General features: G+C 60.2%; 15 protein-coding genes and 1 riboswitch. Of the genes, 9 read left to right on the top strand and 6 right to left on the bottom strand.

Annotated features, from left to right (window positions below; all coding sequences use genetic code 11):
* Nucleotides 1–6: 6 nt before the first annotated feature.
* Nucleotides 7–438 (bottom strand): 50S ribosomal protein L13, encoded by a 432-nt coding sequence (rplM, locus tag BN3544_RS12525; protein WP_019431015.1) that lies wholly within the window; start codon nt 436–438, stop codon nt 7–9.
* Nucleotides 439–648: 210 nt separating this feature from the next.
* Between rplM and BN3544_RS12530 the strand changes: the two genes are divergently transcribed.
* The 6 genes from BN3544_RS12530 to BN3544_RS12555 all read left to right on the top strand — a co-directional run bounded on the left by BN3544_RS12530 (nt 649) and on the right by BN3544_RS12555 (nt 5,513).
* Nucleotides 649–1,536, top strand: coding sequence for a 23S rRNA (adenine(2030)-N(6))-methyltransferase RlmJ (locus BN3544_RS12530; RefSeq protein WP_019431014.1), 888 nt, complete (start codon nt 649–651; stop codon nt 1,534–1,536).
* A gap of 175 nt (nt 1,537–1,711) precedes the next feature.
* A complete protein-coding gene (gene paaA, locus BN3544_RS12535) occupies nt 1,712–2,743 on the top strand; it encodes a 1,2-phenylacetyl-CoA epoxidase subunit PaaA (RefSeq protein WP_019431013.1) in 1,032 nt (343 codons plus the stop codon).
* Entirely contained in the window at nt 2,740–3,048 is a 309-nt protein-coding gene (gene paaB / locus BN3544_RS12540; RefSeq protein ID WP_036075505.1) for a 1,2-phenylacetyl-CoA epoxidase subunit PaaB, read from the top strand. Before paaA ends, paaB begins: the two co-directional genes overlap by 4 nt.
* Nucleotides 3,049–3,056: 8 nt before the next feature.
* On the top strand, nt 3,057–3,839 hold the full coding sequence (gene paaC / locus BN3544_RS12545) for a 1,2-phenylacetyl-CoA epoxidase subunit PaaC (RefSeq protein WP_026036840.1): 783 nt from the start codon (nt 3,057–3,059) through the stop codon (nt 3,837–3,839).
* 9 nt (nt 3,840–3,848) lie between these two features.
* A complete protein-coding gene (paaD, locus tag BN3544_RS12550) occupies nt 3,849–4,385 on the top strand; it encodes a 1,2-phenylacetyl-CoA epoxidase subunit PaaD (RefSeq protein WP_019431010.1) in 537 nt (178 codons plus the stop codon).
* Between the two features lie 24 nt (nt 4,386–4,409).
* A complete protein-coding gene (locus BN3544_RS12555) occupies nt 4,410–5,513 on the top strand; it encodes a 2Fe-2S iron-sulfur cluster-binding protein (RefSeq protein ID WP_019431009.1) in 1,104 nt (367 codons plus the stop codon).
* 24 nt (nt 5,514–5,537) lie between these two features.
* On the opposite strand, the gene BN3544_RS12560 is transcribed toward BN3544_RS12555, so the two are convergent.
* The 4 genes from BN3544_RS12560 to ahcY all read right to left on the bottom strand — a co-directional run bounded on the left by BN3544_RS12560 (nt 5,538) and on the right by ahcY (nt 9,620).
* Nucleotides 5,538–6,137: an OmpW/AlkL family protein gene (locus BN3544_RS12560; RefSeq protein ID WP_019431008.1), complete on the bottom strand. Its 600-nt coding sequence runs from the start codon at nt 6,135–6,137 to the stop codon at nt 5,538–5,540.
* A 170-nt stretch (nt 6,138–6,307) separates the two neighbouring features.
* Entirely contained in the window at nt 6,308–7,138 is an 831-nt protein-coding gene (gene metF, locus BN3544_RS12565) for a methylenetetrahydrofolate reductase [NAD(P)H] (RefSeq protein ID WP_019431007.1), read from the bottom strand.
* A gap of 18 nt (nt 7,139–7,156) precedes the next feature.
* Nucleotides 7,157–8,005 carry a TlyA family RNA methyltransferase gene (locus tag BN3544_RS12570; protein ID WP_019431006.1) on the bottom strand — a complete coding sequence of 283 codons (849 nt, stop codon included), beginning with the start codon at nt 8,003–8,005 and terminating at the stop codon, nt 7,157–7,159.
* A 181-nt stretch (nt 8,006–8,186) separates the two neighbouring features.
* On the bottom strand, nt 8,187–9,620 hold the full coding sequence (gene ahcY, locus BN3544_RS12575; RefSeq protein WP_019431005.1) for an adenosylhomocysteinase: 1,434 nt from the start codon (nt 9,618–9,620) through the stop codon (nt 8,187–8,189).
* 83 nt (nt 9,621–9,703) lie between these two features.
* Nucleotides 9,704–9,800, bottom strand: a riboswitch (S-adenosyl-L-homocysteine riboswitch).
* A 123-nt stretch (nt 9,801–9,923) separates the two neighbouring features.
* Between ahcY and BN3544_RS12580 the strand changes: the two genes are divergently transcribed.
* The 3 genes from BN3544_RS12580 (at nt 9,924) to BN3544_RS12590 (ending at nt 13,569) form a co-directional block, all read left to right on the top strand.
* A complete protein-coding gene (locus tag BN3544_RS12580) occupies nt 9,924–11,552 on the top strand; it encodes a peptide chain release factor 3 (protein ID WP_019431004.1) in 1,629 nt (542 codons plus the stop codon).
* 8 nt (nt 11,553–11,560) lie between these two features.
* Entirely contained in the window at nt 11,561–12,343 is a 783-nt protein-coding gene (locus tag BN3544_RS12585; protein WP_019431003.1) for an HAD-IIB family hydrolase, read from the top strand.
* Between the two features lie 62 nt (nt 12,344–12,405).
* On the top strand, nt 12,406–13,569 hold the full coding sequence (locus BN3544_RS12590; RefSeq protein WP_026036837.1) for a N5-glutamine methyltransferase family protein: 1,164 nt from the start codon (nt 12,406–12,408) through the stop codon (nt 13,567–13,569).
* Here the strand turns inward: BN3544_RS12590 and BN3544_RS14485 are convergent, their stop codons facing one another.
* A complete protein-coding gene (locus tag BN3544_RS14485) occupies nt 13,570–19,887 on the bottom strand; it encodes an excinuclease ABC subunit UvrA (RefSeq protein ID WP_019431001.1) in 6,318 nt (2,105 codons plus the stop codon).
* Nucleotides 19,888–19,930 lie beyond the last annotated feature (43 nt).

The following is a 19,930-nucleotide window of genomic DNA, read 5'->3' on the forward strand; positions in this document are numbered from 1 at the left end:
GGCTCCTTAGATGTCCAGCACTTTAGGCTGTTGGGCGGTGTGTGGGTGCTCAGCGCCACCATACACCTTGAGTTTCTTGATCATGGCGTAACCGAGTGGGCCCTTGGGCAACATGCCCTTGACAGCCTTCTCGAGTGCGCGGCCAGGGTGCTTGGCTTGCATGTCGCGGAAGTTGGTGGCAGTGATGCCACCAGGATAGCCGGAATGGCGGTAATAAATTTTGTCGATCGTCTTGGTGCCAGTTACTTTGAGCTGGGCAGCATTGATGATGACGATGAAGTCACCGGTGTCGACGTGAGGCGTGTAAATGGCCTTGTGTTTGCCGCGCAAACGGAGAGCAACTTCGCTGGCTACTCGTCCGAGGACCTTGTCGGTCGCGTCAATCACAAACCACTCGTGCACGACCTCAGCGGGTTTGGCGCTGAAAGTTGTTGTCATGAGTTTTCTCTTTAAAGAAAGGTTTGTCGGGCCCTTTTCCACGGTCGGTGTTCCTCTGTTGGGAACCTCTTAGGTGGGAGATTGCTTCGACCTTGAGGGTCTTGGCGTCTTCGCCGCGGGGCCACTAAATCGCTGCGAAGCCCATCATTATACGAAAAATCAAGGACTTGCGGGCCAGTTCTTGGGAAGCTTATTGGTTACCATCGGAGCATGTTCAGTTATCGACACGCTTTCCACGCCGGCAACCATGCGGATGTGCTCAAACACATCACCTTGCTGGCCACCATGCGCCACCTCATGCAAAAAGAGGCCGGCATCACCCTGATTGACACCCACGCCGGGGCCGGCTTGTACCGACTGGACGGCGATTATTCGCAAAAAGGGGCCGAGGCCGAGGACGGTCTGTTCAAGCTCTTGGGGGCCGCAGAAAAGCTCGATGCACTGCCAGAACCGGTGCAGGACTACCTGGAACAAATTGCCAGCTTCAACCCCAACGGGCAAGCCAAAATTTACCCCGGCTCGCCTTTTTTGATGCACAAACTGATGCGCCACGAGTCCCGAGACCGCTTGCGCCTGTTTGAGCTGCACCCAACAGACAGCAAATCGCTGACCTCCAACATTGCACAGCTTGATGCCGGGCGCACCATCACCGTCAGCCGGGAAGATGGTTTCGAAGCCCTTAAAAAGCTGTTGCCGCCCCCGGCATCGGCCACGGGATCCAAACGGGCGATGGTGTTGATCGACCCCAGCTACGAAATCAAATCGGATTACGCCAAAGTCGCCAACGTCATCCAGGAATACCTGAAGCGTTTTTCAACTGGCACGTATCTGGTCTGGTACCCCATCATTCCACGCCCCGAAGCACACGACTTGCCAAAACGTTTGCGCACATTGGCAAATCAGTCCCAAAAACCCTGGCTCAACGCGACCTTGTCGATTGGCCGTGGCCCCGACGATGTGGGCGGCTTGGTGGCCAGTGGCATGTTTGTCATCAACCCGCCCTTCACCCTGAAAGACCAGATCCGCAAAGCGCTGGATATGGTGGGCCCCGCCTTGGCGCGGGGGTCTGGCAAAAACTGGGCCGTTGAATCGTCCTGAACGACGCTGGATGCGCGAGGCACTCGCCTTGGGCACCTGACGTTTCAGGCCAAAAACAGCATCAGGGAAATACCTGATCCCAGAACCTCCAAATTAACCGACCGAACGGTCGGTTAATTGATATACTGGCATCCGCGCCGCGATCATTCCATCCTGTTTGGCGCAGGAGTAGCCCATGTACACGCAATCTTTCAGCGTCCCGGACGGTTCCGACGACGCCAAGTCGGTCGGCCTGAAGGCCGTTCCCAAAGCCCTGAATGCGCACGATGCCGCTTTGCAGGCCCAGTTCGACGCCCGCATCGACGCCGACGGCCGCATCGAACCCCGTGAATGGATGCCTGAGGCCTACCGAAAAACCCTGGTGCGCCAGATCAGCCAGCACGCGCACAGCGAAATCGTTGGCATGCTGCCCGAAGGCAACTGGATCAGCCGTGCACCCAGCTTGAAGCGCAAAGCCATCCTGATCGCCAAAGTGCAAGACGAAGGCGGTCACGGTCTTTACCTCTACAGCGCCGCCGAAACCTTGGGCACCAGCCGCGACCAGATGCTGGACGCCCTGCACACCGGCAAAGCCAAATACAGCTCCATCTTCAACTACCCCACACTCAACTGGGCCGATGTGGGCGTGGTCGGCTGGTTGGTCGACGGTGCGGCCATCATGAACCAGGTGCCGCTGTGCCGCTGCTCTTATGGCCCCTATGCCCGCGCCATGGTGCGCGTGTGCAAGGAAGAATCTTTCCACCAGCGCCAAGGCTACGAAGCCCTCTTGGTGATGATGCAAGGCACAGCCGAGCAAAAAGCCATGGTGCAGGACGCCGTCAACCGCTGGTGGTGGAAATGCCTGGCCATGTTTGGGCCACCCGACGCCGACAGCCCCAACAGCGCGCAAGGCATGCGCTGGGGCATCAAGCGCATCAGCAACGACGACCTGCGCCAAAAGTTTGTGGACGCCACCGTGCCACAGGCCAAAGTGCTGGGTGTGACCTTGCCCGACCCTGATTTGAAGTGGAACGAAGCGCGTCAAGCCCACGACTACGGCCAAATCGACTGGGATGAGTTCTGGGCCACGGTGAACGGCAACGGCCCTTGCAACAAGGAGCGCTTGGGTGCTCGCGTCAAGGCCTGGAACGATGGCGCTTGGGTCCGCGAAGCCGCCTTGGCCCACGCCCAAAAACAACAAGCGCGCCAACAGAAAGAAGCAGCATGAGCACGACGACCAGCACCTCCGCATTGAAAGAATGGCCCCTGTGGGAAGTTTTTGTCCGCAGCAAGCAAGGCCTCGAGCACAAGCATTGCGGCAGCCTGCACGCATCCGATTCTGAGCACGCGCTGCAAATGGCACGCGATGTGTACACGCGTCGCCAAGAAGGCGTGAGCATCTGGGTGGTGCCCTCGGCCAGCATCTCGGCCAGTGAGCCCAATGACAAGCCTGAATTTTTCGATCCAGCCAGCGACAAGGTCTACCGCCACCCCACTTTCTACGTGATCCCCGACGAAGTCGGCCACATGTGAGCACGACCATGAACGCACCCGCTGAATACTTGCTGCACTTGGCCGACAACGCGCTGATCCTCGGACAACGCAACGCCGAATGGTGTGGCCACGGCCCCATTCTTGAAGAAGACATCGCGCTGTCCAACAACAGCCTGGACCTGATCGGTCAGGCCCGAATGCTGTACCAACACGCTGCCGAACTGCAAGGCGGCGGCGCCACCGAAGACAGGCTGGCTTATTTCCGTGATGTGCCGGATTTTCGCAACTACACGCTGTGTGAATTGCCCCATATGCCATTGACAGCCCCGACCTCGGCGGGCGATCGCGACTTTGCCAGCACCATCGTGCGCAACTTTTTGTACAGCAGTCTGATGGTGTTGGTGTGGGACCAGTTGCAAAGCTCGAAAGACGCCCAACTGGCGGCCATCGCGGCCAAGTCGCTCAAAGAAGTGCGCTACCACCTGCGCCACTCGCGTGACTGGCTGGTGCGCATGGGCGATGGCACCGACGAATCGCACGCCAAAGCACAGACTGCGCTCGACCAATTCATGCCTTACACACAAGAATTCTGGAGCGCCAGCCCCTCAGAAGCTGCGGCGCTGGCCAACGGCACCGGCATTGACATGGCGGCACTGCAAAACGACTGGAACCAGATCGTGGACGAAGCCCTGCAAGAAGCCACGCTGCAACGCCCCGCCGCAGGCAGTTTTGTGCCCACGGGCAAGCAAGGCATCCATTCGGAACATCTGGGCTTTGTGCTCGCCGAAATGCAAAGCTTGGCCCGCGCGCACCCGCACGCGACCTGGTAACCCACGCCAATGACCCCCCACATTTCGCCCCCGCGCACAGCCACTGTGGCCCATGCTTGGGGCTTGCTCGAATCGCTGACCGACCCCGAAATCCCGGTCGTCACGCTGCGCGAGCTGGGCATTTTGCGCGATGTGCGCGAAGGCGCCGCAGGTTTGGAAGTGGTCATCACGCCGACCTACAGCGGTTGCCCGGCCATGGGCCAGATCGAAGACGATGTGAAAGCCCTGCTGCAAGCCAACGGGCTGCAAGGCCGTGTGGTCACGCAACTGGCCCCGGCCTGGACCACCGACTGGATGACCGAGGTCGCCAAGGACAAACTGCGCGCTTATGGCATCGCCCCACCACACGCCTGCGCCAGCCAAGCATCAGGCAGTGCCAACGTGGTGCAGTTTGCGGCGCGCAGCGCCAAACCCGAGGTGGTGCACTGCCCGCAATGCGGCTCGGCCAACACCACCGAAACCTCCCACTTCGGCTCCACCGCATGCAAAGCCCTTTACCGGTGCTTGGCTTGCATGGAGCCCTTCGATTACTTCAAACCTTACTGAGCTGCCTTGCCGCAGTGAAGCACCATGTCCGCAACCCGCTTTCATGACCTCCAAGTTGCACGCGTCGCGCCCGAAGCTGCAGGCGCTGTCGCCATTTCACTGGTCGTGCCACAAGACCTGCGCAGCCGCTTTGACTTTCAACCCGGTCAGTTCCTGACCCTGCGTGCCAGCATCGGCGGTGAGGATGTGCGCCGCAGCTACTCCATCAGTTCGGCCCACAGCCAACTGCAAAAACAAGGCTTGCTCGAAGTGGGCATCCGTCCAGTCGAAGGTGGTGTGTTCTCCAACTGGGCTGCGACCCAACTCAAAGCCGGTGACACTTTGCGCGTGATGCCGCCCGATGGCCGGTTTGTGGTGCAACGGCCGCGCGCCATTCACCGCGTGGGCTTTGCTGCAGGTTCAGGCATCACGCCCATCTTGTCGATCTTGTCGAGCACGCTCGAAGACCTTCCCGAATCAAAGTTCACCCTGGTCTACGGCAACCGCCGCATGGACAGCGTGATGTTCAACGAAGCGCTGCAAGACCTGAAAGATCGCTACCCCGACCGCCTGACACTGATTCACATCTTGTCGCGCCAAGCCCAAGAGGTGCCCTTGCTAGAAGGCCGCATCGATGGCGGCAAAGTGCGCGCCATCATCGACGCATTTTTGCCCGTGGGCAGCATGGACGAAGTCTTTGTCTGTGGCCCGGAAGCCATGATCGAGGCCACCGAGCGAGCGCTGCTGACCGCAGGCGTCAAGGCCGAACGCATCCGCACCGAACGGTTCAGCTCGCCCACACTCGATGCGCTCAGCCCGGAGCAACGCAGCCAAGCCGTGCTGGGTCACCAGGCCACACGCGATACAGGCGAAGTGCAACTCACGGTGGTGCTGGACGGCAAGCCCTACGACATGCCGATGAACCGGAACGAAAAAATCCTCGACATCGCCTTGTCACTGGGCCTCGACCTGCCCTACTCATGCAAAGCCGGTGTGTGTTGCACCTGCCGCTGCAAAGTAGTCGAAGGCACGACCGAGATGGAGAAAAACTTCACACTCGAAAAGCCCGAGGTCGAGCAAGGCTTCATCCTGTCGTGCCAAGCTCGCCCCACCAGCAAGCGGGTGGTGGTGAGCTTCGACGAACGTTAATGCACGGTCTGTTTTAAAAGGGCATCAAAAACGATAACCGAGGCCCACTCCCACCAAAACAGGGTCGAGCTTCAAGGTGCCCTGATTGGCCGCGCCGATAAAAACATCAGAACGGATGTACACCTTCTTGATGTCAAAGTTCAGGGACCAATTTTTGTCCAATGGAATGTCCATGCCCACTTGCAAAGCACCGCCCCAGCTGTGGTCGTCCAATGTCGCGCCGCCATCCAGCAGATTGACGCTTGTGATCTTGGTGTAATTCACGCCCGCGCCGACGTAGGGCTTGTAGCCATCCAGGCCTGTGAAATGGTATTGCAAGAGCAAGCTCGGAGGCAAATGCTTGAACGTGCCAATTGGTGCACCGCCCAAGGACACGGTCTGTTTTTGGGGCACCGTCAAGACCAGCTCGGCCGCGATGTTCGGTGTGAGGAAATAGCTGACATCCACTTCCGGGATGGTCTTGTTATTGACCGACAAGCCCAGCCCCGTACCGTCTCTGTTGGCCATGTCCAAGTGCACAGCGCGGGCACGCACCAACCAAGGGCCTTCACCCGAAGCTTGAGCCATGGCGGCAGTCGCAGAACAAGCAGCCAGCACGGCTGCAACGATGGTGAGTTTTTTCATGTTGACTTTCCTTATGAACGAAGAGAAGAGCTTTGTGCTCAAGTTCATTGGATGTCCAAACCACCACCGCTCATTTGAGGTTGATCAAACCTCTCGGCGCGAAGCAGCGCCATCTTCTCTGGGCTTGGTTCATGTCAACCAAGTCCGTCAAAAAGCACGCTGTGTGCGCTTCACAACCGACGCAAAATATCCGTCGTGGCTGCACTCTGGTTCATTGTGTAAAAGTGCAAAGCAGGTACACCGCCATTGATGAGTTGCTCGCACAAGTCGGCCACCACATCGAGACCAAACGCCTTGATAGAGTCAATGTCGTCGCCATAACCTTGCAAACGCAAACGGATCCAACGGGGAATCTCAGCACCACAAGCGTCTGAAAAGCGCAGCAACTGCGACGAACTGGTGATCGGCATGATGCCGGGCACGACAGGCACATCCACACCCAGTTTGTACGCATCGTCCACAAAGCGGAAATACGCATCGCTGTTGTAAAAATATTGCGTGATGGCCGAATTAGCGCCGGCTTTGACCTTGGTGGCAAAGGCCTGCAAATCGGACTCAGGTGACTTGGCTTGCGGGTGAATTTCAGGATAGGCCGCCACTTCGATGTGGAAGTCATCGCCGGTCTCCGCGCGGATGAACGCCACCAGATCGCTGGCGTAATGGAACTCGCCACCTGCGCCATAGCCGCTTGGCAAATCGCCGCGCAAAGCCACCAAGCGCTTGACACCCATGGCCTTGAGCGTGGCCAATTCGGCACGCACCGAAGCCTTGGTGGCACCAATGCACGAGAAGTGCGAAGCCGCTGCCACGCCTTCAGCCAGGATCGCGCCCACGGTGGCAAAAGTACCTTCTTGCGTAGAGCCGCCCGCACCGTAAGTCACTGAACAAAATTCAGGCTTCAATGCGTACAGCTTCTCGCGCACGCCTTTTAACTTTTCTGCGCCCTCAGGCGTTTTGGGCGGAAAAAACTCCAAGCTGATGGGCAACTTCAAACCAGACATCACAACACCTTCCAAAATTCAATAGTCGTTGGCCTTGGCATAGGCCTTGGCGGCCAGATCGGCCTCGTGCGCCAGGCGGGCGTCTTCGCGTGCGGGCAGCACCGCAGCCGGATCAGGCCAGCAGGCCTGTACAAAAAATTCACGGTTGCCGTCACCGCCCTCAATCGGGCTGTTCAACCAAGCCGTCACTTGCATGCCCAGATCGGTCAAGGCAGTGCGCACACGGTTTTCGATGAAGCCATACAAGCTCTCGTCTTTCACAATGCCGCCCTTGCCCACCTGACCGGGCTGCAATTCAAACTGGGGTTTCACCAGCATGAGCAACTGTCCTGTGGGTTTGAGCAAATGCACGACGCCAGGCAATACCAAGGTGAGCGAGATGAACGAGACGTCGCCCACCATCAGGTCAAAACCTTCCAGTGCGTCGGGTACGCGCTCGTCTCCGGGCTCCAGCTCGCGGGCGTTCACACCCTCAATGCACACCACACGTTCGTCTTCGCGAATGCGCGGATGCACCTGGGCATGGCCGACATCAATGCCGACCACCTGCGCAGCGCCTTGCTGCAGCAAGCAATCGGTGAAACCGCCTGTACTTTGCCCCACATCCAGACACCGCAAGCCTTCCACCTGAGCGCCCGTGACCTTCAAAGCCCCTTCCAGCTTGAGACCACCGCGAGAGACGTAGCGCGATTCGGCGTCATCAAGCAACTCCAGAGCAGCACTTTCGGGCACCTCGTCGCGGTTTTTCACAATGGCGCGCCACGTCCCGTCGGGCTGCTGCCACTGGACGCCCCCGGCGATCAGTCGCTGTGCCTGAGAACGAGAAGCGGCCAGGCCGCGCTCGACGAGAAGTTGATCAATGCGCATGAAGTGTGGTTCTGACGATGAGGTTCAAGTGAACAAGAGAAGTGATTGGAGGAAGCAGTTCATTGCGCATGTGGGAGGCCGCCCCTGCAGGCGAATGCTGGCCGGGCTACAGCTGGCATTCGCGAGCGGGGGCTCGTTCCCACAGGAAACACGGCCATTGCTCGCAATGGCATCACACCCATCAATAGCGGTAAGTGTCTGCTTTGTAAGGGCCGTTTTTGGACACGCCAATGTAGGCGGCTTGTTCGTCACTCAACTCGGTCAGCATCGCGCCGACTTTGGTGAGGTGCAAACGGGCCACTTTTTCGTCCAAGTGCTTGGGCAGCACATAGACCTTGCCGGCTTCGTACTGGTCTTGCTTGGTGAACAGTTCGATCTGGGCGATCGTTTGGTTGGCAAACGACGACGACATCACGAAGCTGGGGTGGCCGGTAGCGCAACCCAGGTTCACCAAGCGGCCTTTGGCCAACAAGGTGATCTTTTTGCCATCAGGGAAAATGACGTGGTCAACTTGGGGCTTGATTTCGTCCCACTGGCACTTCTCCAAGGACGCGACGTCGATCTCGTTGTCAAAGTGACCGATGTTGCAAACGATGGCTTCGTCCTTCATGGCGGCCATGTGCTCGTAGCGGATCACGTTTTTGTTGCCGGTGGCCGACACAAAAATGTCGCACTTGTCAGCGGCGTATTCCATGGTCACGACTTTGTAGCCTTCCATCGCGGCTTGCAGCGCGTTGATCGGGTCGATCTCGGTCACCCAGACTTGGGCGCTCAAAGCGCGCAGGGCTTGGGCAGAACCCTTGCCCACGTCGCCGTAACCGGCCACGCACGCCACTTTGCCGGCGATCATCACGTCGGTGGCGCGTTTGATGGAGTCCACCAAGGATTCGCGGCAGCCGTACAGGTTGTCGAACTTGCTCTTGGTCACCGAATCGTTCACGTTGATGGCACGGAACATCAGGCTGCCTTTGGCGGCCATTTCGTTCAGGCGCAGCACGCCGGTGGTGGTCTCTTCGGTCACGCCAATGATCTGAGCGCCCTTGCGGCTGTACCAGGTCGGGTCCACCGCCAGCTTGGCCTTGATGGCGTTGAACAGACAGGTTTCTTCTTCGCTCGTGGGGTTGGCGATCAAAGAAGCGTCGGTTTCAGCGCGCTTGCCCAAGTGCATCAACAAAGTGGCATCGCCGCCGTCGTCCAAAATCATGTTGGGACCTTCGCCTTCGGTATTGGCGGCACCGAAGTCGAAAATACGGTGGGTGTAGTCCCAGTAGTCGGCCAAGGTTTCGCCTTTGATGGCGAACACCGGCGTGCCGGCAGCGGCGATGGCGGCGGCGGCGTGGTCCTGGGTCGAAAAGATGTTGCAAGAAGCCCAGCGCACATTCGCACCCAGCGCTTGCAGGGTTTCAATCAGCACAGCCGTCTGAATGGTCATGTGCAAGGAACCGGTGATGCGGGCGCCTTTCAAGGGCTGGGCCTTATTGAACTCTTGGCGGATGGCCATCAGACCGGGCATTTCAGTTTCAGCGATCTTGATTTCTTTGCGACCCCAATCGGCCAAACCGATGTCGGCAATCACGCAATCGGCGTTGATGGTGGTGTTCAAACGTGCATTCATGTGAAAAGCTCCAAAGCAATGTGAATGAGCCACACGCGTGGATGAAGGCACTGAATGGGAAAAAACAGGCTCACCGCACGTCGAGTGGATGAGCGTCGTTGCTGTTGAAGTGTTCCGAGCCTCACGCCCCGCTGCCGGCTTTGTTCAAAGCCAGGGGGCGCTGCAACGCTCCTCGGAAGAGACGATTATACGAAGAAAGCTCATCCGCACGAAGTCAGCCGGTAAAATCACCCCTCCGCCAGCCCGCCAAGGCTTGGCCACCACGGGGGCAGCTTTGCCACCCGCACGACATCAGGACCCCTTGTGACTTACGCCAACGAGACCCGGCGCCGCCGGACTTTTGCCATCATTTCCCACCCCGATGCGGGTAAAACCACGCTGACCGAAAAACTGCTGTTGTTCTCGGGTGCGATCCAGATCGCCGGCTCGGTCAAGGCCCGCAAGGCCTCGCGCCATGCCACCAGCGACTGGATGGAAATCGAAAAGCAGCGTGGCATCTCGGTGGCCTCGTCGGTCATGCAAATGCTGTACCGCGACCACGTGATCAACCTGCTCGACACGCCCGGCCACAAAGACTTCTCGGAAGACACCTACCGCGTGCTGACCGCCGTGGACTCGGCTCTGATGGTGATCGACGCGGCCAATGGTGTGGAAGCCCAAACCCGCCGCCTGATCGAAGTCTGCCGTCAACGCGACACGCCCATCATCACCTTTGTGAACAAGATGGACCGCGAAGTGCGCGACCCGCTCGACATCCTGGACGAAGTCGAGCGCGAGCTGGGCATGCCCTGCGTGCCCATGACCTGGCCTGTGGGCCAAGGCAAATCGTTTGGCGGCATCATCAACCTGCGCACGCAAGCCATGACGGTGTTCGACTCTGGCTCTGAACGCCTGCCGCAAGACTTCGAAACCATCCCGCTGACCGAACAAGCCCAACTGGCCGAGCGCTTTGGCCTGGAGTGGCAAACCGCCATGGACAGCATGGAGCTGGCCACCGGCGCATCGCCCGCGTTTGACGAAGCGGCCTTTTTGGCGGGCAAGCAAACGCCCGTGTTCTTTGGCTCCGGTGTGAACAACTTCGGCGTGATGGAAGTGCTCGACGCCCTGGTCGATCTGGCACCACCACCGCGCCCCCGCACCAGCAACCTGTTGGTCAACAAGCAGCCCGTCGTCAAAGAAATCCAACCCGAAGACAGCGCGTTTTCCGGCGTGGTGTTCAAGGTGCAAGCCAATATGGACGCCAACCACCGCGATCGCATCGCCTTTGTGCGCATGGCGTCTGGCAAATACACCCCCGGCATGAAACTCAAAGTGCAACGCACAGGCAAAGAGCTGCGCCCCACCAGCGTGGTTACCTTCCTCTCGCAACGGCGCGAGGCGGTGGACGAAGCCTATGCGGGTGACATCATCGGATTCACCACCCATGGCGGCGTGCAGCTGGGTGACACCATCACCGATGGCGCGAATTTGCAATTCACCGGCCTGCCGTTTTTTGCGCCTGAGCTCTTCATGACCGTGATTTTGAAGAATCCGCTGCGCACCAAACAACTGCAAACCGGCCTCGACCAATTGGGCGAAGAAGGCGCGATCCAGGTCTTCAAGCCAGAGATCGGCGGCCCCATGCTGCTGGGCGCGGTCGGACAGCTGCAATTTGAGGTGGTGCAACACCGCCTGAAAGCCGAATACGACTGCGACGTGCGCCTGGAAGGCTGCCAGTACACCGGCGCACGCTGGATCACCGCCGACACCCCAGCCGAGCTGCGCGAGTTCACCAACGCCTACCCCCAACGTATGTCACTCGACGCCGCGGGCACGCTGGCCTACTTGTGCACCAGCCCCTACGACGTGCGCCTGGCGCAAGAGCGCTTCCCCAAAATCCATTTCCATCCGCTGCGCGAGCACGCGGGGCTGGCCTTGGGCAGCGCGGGCTGACCACGGACATGCAGCTGCTGCGCCACTGGTCACCCGGCCACATCGTCGGTGTTTTCACCGATATCGACGACACGTTGACCACAGACGGGGCGATCACTTCTGACGCACTGCAAGCGCTGGCTGATCTGAAAGCGACTGGCCTGCAGGTGGTACCGATCACCGGGCGGCCTGTGGGCTGGAGCGAACCGTTTGCAAAAAGCTGGCCAGTGGATGCCATCGTGGCCGAGAATGGCGCGGTCGGGCTGCGCCATTCAGCCGAACAGGGTTTGCACAAGATTTACCAACAGGATGCGGCCACACGCAGCGCCAACTTCGACCGCATGCAGGCTGTGCTGGCGCACATTGAGCGCACGGTGAGCGGGGCTTGCCGCTCACAAGACAGCGCAGGCCGAGAAACCGACATCGCCATCGACCACAGCGAGTTCACGCACCTGCCACAACACGCCATCGACGAAGTGGTGCGCCTGATGCAAGCCGCAGGCATGACCGCCACGGTGAGCAGCATCCACATCAATGGCTGGTTTGGCACACACAGCAAACTCACCGGGGCACGCTGGATCGTGCGTGAACTCTGGGGCCGTGATCTGGATGCCGAAATCGACCGCTGGGTTTATGTGGGAGACTCGACCAATGACCAAGTGATGTTTGAACACTTTCCACACACTGTGGGCGTGGCCAACATCCGACGCTTTGAAGCGCAACTCACGCACCCGCCGCGCTTCATCACCCCCAGCGAACGCGGTGCAGGCTTTGCCGAACTGGCCCGCCACCTGCTGACGGGTCTGACCTGAACAACCGCACCTTCGTGGCCATTTGCGCGAAACCTAAAAACAAACACCGACTGGACCTGCGCATGAACGCCCCCACCCTTTTGACTTGGTCTGAAAAAGACACCCCACGCTCAGCCCTGTGGCGCTCCGACCAGGTGCTGCCCAAAACCGTGGTGCTGGCCGACGACACCATGACCGCCGACACGGCCTATCGCCTGGCCTGTGCCGGCACCGGTTTGCTCTGGCGCAGTGACTTTCAAAATGCACGGCAAATGCTGCAGGCGCTGACACGGCGCATCGACAAGCCCAAAAAGGTTCGCGCCAAAAAGCAAGACCCGAATGCACCCGTGATCCCGGGTGCGGTGTTCCACACCCACCGCCAGGCACAAGCCCAGCGCACCCGCATCCTGAGCCAGGTCCTGATAGAGCTGAATGGCGACTATGGCATTGACCTGCGCCGTGCACCCGATGCCAAAGCCGCCTGTGTGCAGGCATTTGGCCCAGCCGATGGACAAGCCTCGGTGGTTTCACTGCGCAGCTTGCAAGGCGTCATCGGTGCGTTTGAGTGGCGCAAAAACGGTGTCGAAGTGCCCGCCATGGGCGAGGCCTTGCGCATCTACCCACATTACGGCGTGTTCTCGCCGGTGCGTGGCGAATACGTCGAATTGGTGGCCAACGCACCCATGCCCGAAGCCTTTCAAGCCCACCCGGTGGCCTTTGACATTGGCGTGGGCACAGGCGTCTTGACCGCTGTGTTGGCACGGCGCGGTGCCACCCACGTGGTGGGCACCGACATGTCAGAGCGCGCCTTGGCTTGCGCCCTAGACAACTTGCAGCGCCTGGGTCTGCAAAATCAAGTGGTCTTGCAGCAAACCCATTTGTTCCCGGACGGTCAAGCCTCCGTGGTGGTTTGCAACCCGCCCTGGCTGCCTGCCCGCCCCACCACGCTGCTGGAGCAAGCGGTGTACGACGAAGGCAGCCAGATGCTTAAAGGTTTTTTAAGCGGCCTGCCCGCGCAACTGTGCACGGGCGGCGAAGGCTGGTTGATCTTGTCGGATCTGGCCGAACACCTGGGCCTGCGCACCCGCGAAGCCCTGTTGGGCTGGATCGCAGACGCGGGCCTGGAGGTATTGGGCCGCATGGACGTGAAGCCTGTACATGCCAAAGCCCAAGACGCCAGCGACCCGCTGCACGCCGCCCGCTCAGCCGAAGTGACTTCGCTGTGGCGACTGGGCGTGGCGGGCTGATCACACCCGCGCCAACACAGGCCGCAAGGCCACCCCGGTGTGGGTGCCCAAATGCACCAAGGCCTCTGGCGTCATGGCGGCCACAATGCGGCCTCCGGCGTTACCGCCTTCAGGCCCCAGGTCAATCACCCAGTCGGCCTCGGCGATCACATCCAGATCGTGCTCGATCACGATCACGCTGTGCCCGGCATTGACCAAACGGTGCAGCACGCTGATGAGCTTGTCCACATCGGCCATGTGCAGACCCACGGTGGGTTCGTCCAGCACATACAGGGTGTGCGGCGCTTTGTTGCCGCGCTTGCCCACTTCGTCGCGCACCTTGGTCAGCTCGGTCACCAGCTTGATGCGCTGGGCCTCGCCCCCACTCAAAGTGGGTGATGGCTGGCCCAAGGTGAGGTAGCCCAAGCCCACGTCTTTGAGCAACTGCAAAGGGTGCGCGATGCTGGGCATGGAGGCAAAAAAGTCTACCGCTTCATCGACCTCCATTTGCAGCACATCGCCAATGCTTTTGCCACGCCAAGTCACGGCCAGCGTCTCGGGGTTGAAACGTGCGCCACGGCAGGTTTCGCAAGGCACTTTCACATCGGGCAAAAAGCTCATCTCAATCGTGCGCAGGCCCTGCCCCTCACAGCTCGGGCAGCGGCCTTCGCCGGTGTTGAAGCTGAAACGCCCGGCAGCATAGCCCCGCGCTTTGGCCTCCAGGGTTTCGGCAAACAGTTTGCGAATGGTGTCCCAAAAACCAATGTAGGTGGCCAGGCAAGAGCGCGGCGTTTTGCCAATCGGCGTCTGGTCCACTTCGAGCACGCGGTCAATCGTCTCAAAGCCTTGCACATCGCTGCACGCGGTCAACGCCACACGATGGCCAGCGTCTTGCGCGGTGCGGCCCGCAAAGGTCGAACGCTGGCTGACCAGCGCTTGCACATTGGCCAGCAACACGTCTCGCGCCAGTGTGGACTTGCCAGAGCCACTCACCCCCGTCACGGCCACCAAACGCTTGAGCGGCACTTGCACATCGACTTGGCGCAAGTTGTGCAGATTGGCGCCCGTCAAGGTGAGCCATTGCAAATCCACACCCCCCACAGCTTCTTTGTGGGGTGGTGGCGTGGGCGACGATTTTGGCGTACCCCCGACGTATGAGGAGCCCGCGCCATCGCCCCACAAAGAAGCATCCACCACACGTCGCAACTGCATAGGATGCTTCATCGCATGCAACAAATAACGGCCGGTTTGCGAATCGGCGGCGGCGGTGATGTCGGCCACCGAGCCTTCGGCCACCAATCGGCCTCCGCGCTTGCCCGCGCTAGGGCCGATGTCAATGATGTGGTCAGCCCGGCGGATGGTGTCTTCGTCATGCTCCACCACCACCAAGGTGTTGCCCTTGTCGCCCAGCTTGTGCAAGGCGTTGAGCAAAATCTGGTTATCGCGAGCGTGCAGGCCGATGGTCGGCTCGTCCAGAACGTAGCAAACGCCTTGCAAATTGCTGCCCAACTGCGCGGCCAGACGGATGCGCTGCGCCTCGCCACCCGACAAGGTGGGCGCACCCCGGTCCAGCGTGAGGTAACCCAAGCCCACTTCTTCCAAAAATTCGAGTCGACTCTTGATCTCGGGCACCAGATCGCGAGCGATGTCGGCATCGCGTCCGACAAGCTGCAATTGCCCCACCCAAATCCGCACATCACTGACCGACAAGCTGGCGATGTCGGTGATGCGCCAGCCCTGACCAGGTGCAACGCCCAGGCGCACGGCACGCGCGGTGGCATTCAAGCGAGTACCTTCGCAGCTGGGACAAGCCACATCGGCCAAATCCTCGATTTCCGGCTCTGCAAAGGTTTGCTCTCGGCCTTTGTCTTTGTCGTCACGCACCGAGTCGTCAAACACCTTGCGCTCGTCTTTGCTCAGCTTGACGCCCGTGCCCACACAGTCAGGGCACCAGCCGTGCTTGCTGTTGTACGAAAACAGGCGCGGGTCGAGTTCGGTATACGAGGTGGCGCACGCCGGGCAGGCGCGCAAGGTCGAGAACACGCGGTGCTGGCCGATGCGGGCGGTGGAATGGCCCTCAAACATGGCTTCACGCAAGCCGTCCAGATCGCTCAGTACGTGCACCACGCCTTTGCCATGCTCCAGCGCTTTGCTCAAGGCCTGGCGCAGCGTCGTCTCGTTCGCCGGCAGCACATCCAGGCTGGCCACGGGCAGCTCGATGTTGTGCTCTTTGAAACGGTCAATGCGCGGAAAACCCTGTGTGGGCAAAAAGTCGCCATCGACGCGCAAATGCGTGTAGCCACGCGGACGCGCCCAGTCGGCCAGCTCGGTGTAAACACCTTTGCGGTTGTTGACCAGCGGCGCCAGCAGGCCAATGTGCTGACCACGGAACCGTGTCATCAGCTGCGCAATGATGCTGTCGGGCGTTTGCGGCTGCACCGGGGTGTTGTCGTGCACGCAATGCTGGATGCCCAGCTTCACATACAACAAGCGCAAGAAATGCCAGACCTCGGTGGTGGTGCCGACGGTGGATTTTCGCCCACCGCGCGACAGCCGCTGCTCGATCGCCACGGTGGGCGGGATGCCATAAACCGCGTCCACCTCGGGGCGGCCTGCGGGCTGCACGATGCTGCGCGCATAGGCATTCAGGCTTTCCAGATAGCGGCGCTGGCCTTCGTTGAACAAGATGTCAAACGCCAAGGTGGATTTGCCCGAACCGCTCACACCGGTGACCACGTTGAACTTGCCGCGCGGAATGTTCACGCTGAGGTTTTTGAGGTTGTGTTCTTTCGCGTTGACGATCTGGATGTTGTTGTTCAACACCGGTGCGCGTTTGGCAGGCATTGCGGTAGACCCTGTGCCATCGCGACCCCGAACACTCGCCAGCGAAGTTGGGGTGTCAGAGGGTGACGATTTTGGCGTACCCCCGCCGTATGAGGAAATCGCTGACACCGCAGCCTCGCCCCCACGAACACCCGACCGCCCAGCCAGAACATCGAACTCGCCCCCATCAGAACCCAAACGCTCAGCCACCCCCAACACCTCCCCCATCGACTCGGCGTACTCGCGCAGCGCCAGCCCGGTGTGCGATGTGGCGTGTTGGCGCACCTCTTCTGGCGTGCCTTCGGCCACGACAAGGCCCCCGGCATCACCGCCCTCTGGCCCCAAATCGATCAGCCAATCACTGGCACGAATCACATCCAGGTTGTGCTCGATGACGATGAGCGAATGCCCCGCTTCGAGCAGTTTGCGCAAAGCCCGCATGAGCTTGGCGATGTCGTCAAAGTGCAGCCCCGTGGTCGGCTCGTCGAACAAAAACAGCGTGCCCTTGCGTGCCAGACTTTGGCGGCTTTTGGAAGCACTCTTGGCCGCTTCGGCCAAGAAACCAGCGAGCTTGAGGCGCTGCGCCTCGCCGCCCGACAAGGTGGGCACGGGCTGGCCCAATTTCACATATTCCAAACCCACATCCACGATGGGTTGCAGGGCACGGATCACGTCGCGGTCTTGCGCGAACAAGGCGGCAGCTTCACTCACCGTGAGGTCGAGCACATCGGCCACGTTCAGGTGGCGCGCTTGCGCCTGGCCCAAAGCCTGGCGCTCCACGGTGATCTCCAAAATCTCAGGTCGGTAGCGTTGGCCATCGCAATCGGGGCAGCGCAAATACACATCGCTCAAGAACTGCATCTCGACGTGCTCAAAACCCGAGCCGCCGCAAGTGGGGCAGCGGCCATCGCCGCCGTTGAAGCTGAACTTGCTGGCGGTGTAGCCACGTTGGCGCGACAGCGGTGCGGTGGCAAAAATTTCACGAATCGCGTCCCACGCGCCCACATAGCTCACCGGGTTGGAGCGAGCTGTTTTGCCAATGGGCGACTGGTCCACAAACACCACATCGCTCAGGTGGTCAGCACCCAACAGGCGCTCGTGTGCGCCGGGGGTTTCGGTGGCTTTGCCAAAGTGGCGCATCAGCGCCGGAGCCAGCACATCCTGGATCAAACTCGACTTGCCCGAACCGCTGACGCCCGTGATGGTGACCAAGCGTTGCAGCGGAAAGTCAACGCTGATGTTTTGCAGGTTGTGCTCGCGTGCGCCTTCCAAAATCAAACGCGGTGTGCTGTCAGTCACCATGCGCTTGAAGCCCAGGCCCACTTGTTTGCGCCCGCCCAAATAGGCGCCCGTGAGTGTGTCGGCGTGGCGCAGGTCGGCGGTGGTGCCGTCGAACACGATCTGGCCACCGCGCTCGCCGGGGCCAGGCCCCATGTCGATCATGCGGTCGGCAGCCATCATCACCGCCGGGTCGTGCTCGACCACCACCAAGGTGTTGCCCGCATCGCGCAGGCGGTGCATGGCTTGGGTGATACGGTTCATGTCACGCGGGTGCAGGCCGATGCTGGGCTCATCGAGCACAAACAAGGTGTTGACCAGCGAGGTGCCCAAGGCCGTGGTCAGGTTGATGCGTTGCACCTCGCCGCCACTGAGCGTGCGGCTTTGGCGGTCGAGTGTGAGGTAGCCGATGCCCACGTCGCACAGGTATTTCAGGCGGGTGGTGATTTCTTCAAGCAAGAGTTGCAGGGCTTTTTGTTCTGCGCTTTTGCCTTGGGTTTTGGCCTGGCCGGCTTCGGTGGCCACTTCGGCGTTGCGTTCTGTGTCAGAGCGGGGGGCGGGCTCCTCATGAGGCGGGGGTACGCCAAAATCGTCGCCCGCCCCCCGCTCTGACGCAGACCTTGTCGTGGATCGGGCGCTCAGTGCCCTCTCTGTCGCCGTTGCTGTTGCTGCCTGTGCTTGTGCGCCCCCCACGGCTTCGGCCGGGGATGGGCTGGGTGACGATTTTGGCGTACCCCCGACGTATGAGGAGCCCAGCCCATCCCCGGCCGAAGCCTCATCAGCCGCCGATGACGCATGCCCAGACGCCGACAGCCGGTCAAAAAACAAACGCAGCCGATCGAGCGGCATGATCATCATGTCGTGCAAGCTCAGGCCCGGCAGGGCTTCGAGTTGCGCACGCGTCCACTTCACCCCGGTGGGCATGAAGCGCTTTTCAACAGGCAGCACCCCGTCGGCGTCAGAGTGGTTGCCAATGCGCCACAGCAAGCTCTCGGTCTTCAGCCGTGCGCCTTGGCAACTGGGGCATTCGGTGTAGCTGCGGTATTTCGACAACAGCACACGGATGTGCATCTTGTAGGCCTTGCTTTCCAGGTACTCAAAAAACCGCTTGATGCCATACCACTGCTGGTTCCATTTGCCTTTGTATTCGGGCGAGCCCTTGATGACCCAGTCTTTCTGACTGGCGGTCAACTTGTCCCAGGCTGTGTCACGCGGGATGCCTGCCGTTTCGGCGTGGCGCATCAGGTCGTCTTGGCATTCTTTCCAAGCCGGGGTCTGGATGGTCTTGATCGCACCGGCCCGCAGCGTGAGTTTTTCGTTGGGAATGACCAAACCGTAGTCGACACCGATCACGCGGCCAAAACCCCGGCAAGTCTCGCAGGCCCCCACCGCAGAGTTGAAAGAGAACATCGACGGGATCGGGTCGGTGTAACGCTGATCGCTTTCGGGGCAATGCAAGCCTGTAGAAAAACGCCACAGGTCGAACGTCGCTTCAGAAGTCGCCGAAGACAAGCTGGGGTCTGACCCCGATTTTTTTTCGACGTAAACGTTGAGGCGGCCACCCCGTTTGAGGGCCACCTCAATGGCTTCCACCACACGGGCTTTTTCGGCCTTGCCCAAACGAAAACGGTCAGCGATCACGTCCAGCACTTTGCGCGGGCCGTTGGGTGTGGCCACCTCGCGCTCGGCCTGCACCTTGGTAAAACCGCTGGCCGACAACCACTGTTCGACCTGCTCGGCACTGGTGTTGGCGGGCAACTCGACCGGAAAGGTCAGGTAAAGGCGCGGGTCTTGGGCCTGCGCGGCACGCGCTGCCAGCTCGGCATAAATGGTTTCAGGCGTGTCATGCCGAACGGCTTGTGCAGTGTCCTTGTCAAACAACTGGCCAAGACGTGCAAACAACAACTTGAGGTGGTCGTTCAGCTCGGTCATGGTGCCCACGGTCGAGCGCGAGCTGCGCACCGGGTTGGTCTGGTCAATCGCAATGGCGGGCGGCACGCCTTCGACCTTGTCCACCGCGGGTTTGTCCATCCGATCCAAAAACTGCCGCGCATAGGCGCTGAAGGTCTCTACATAACGTCGCTGGCCTTCGGCATACAAGGTGTCAAAAACCAGACTCGACTTGCCCGAACCGCTGGGTCCGGTGACCACGGTCAATTCACCCGTGCGGATGTCAAGATCGATGTTTTTGAGGTTGTGCTGACGGGCACCACGGATGCGGATGAGACCTTGGGGCATGCTTGGCTTTATTCGGTGAAGGCCAAACATTCTAGGTCGCGGA

Source organism: Limnohabitans sp. Rim47, from assembly GCF_001517545.1.
GTDB lineage: Bacteria > Pseudomonadota > Gammaproteobacteria > Burkholderiales > Burkholderiaceae_C > Limnohabitans_A.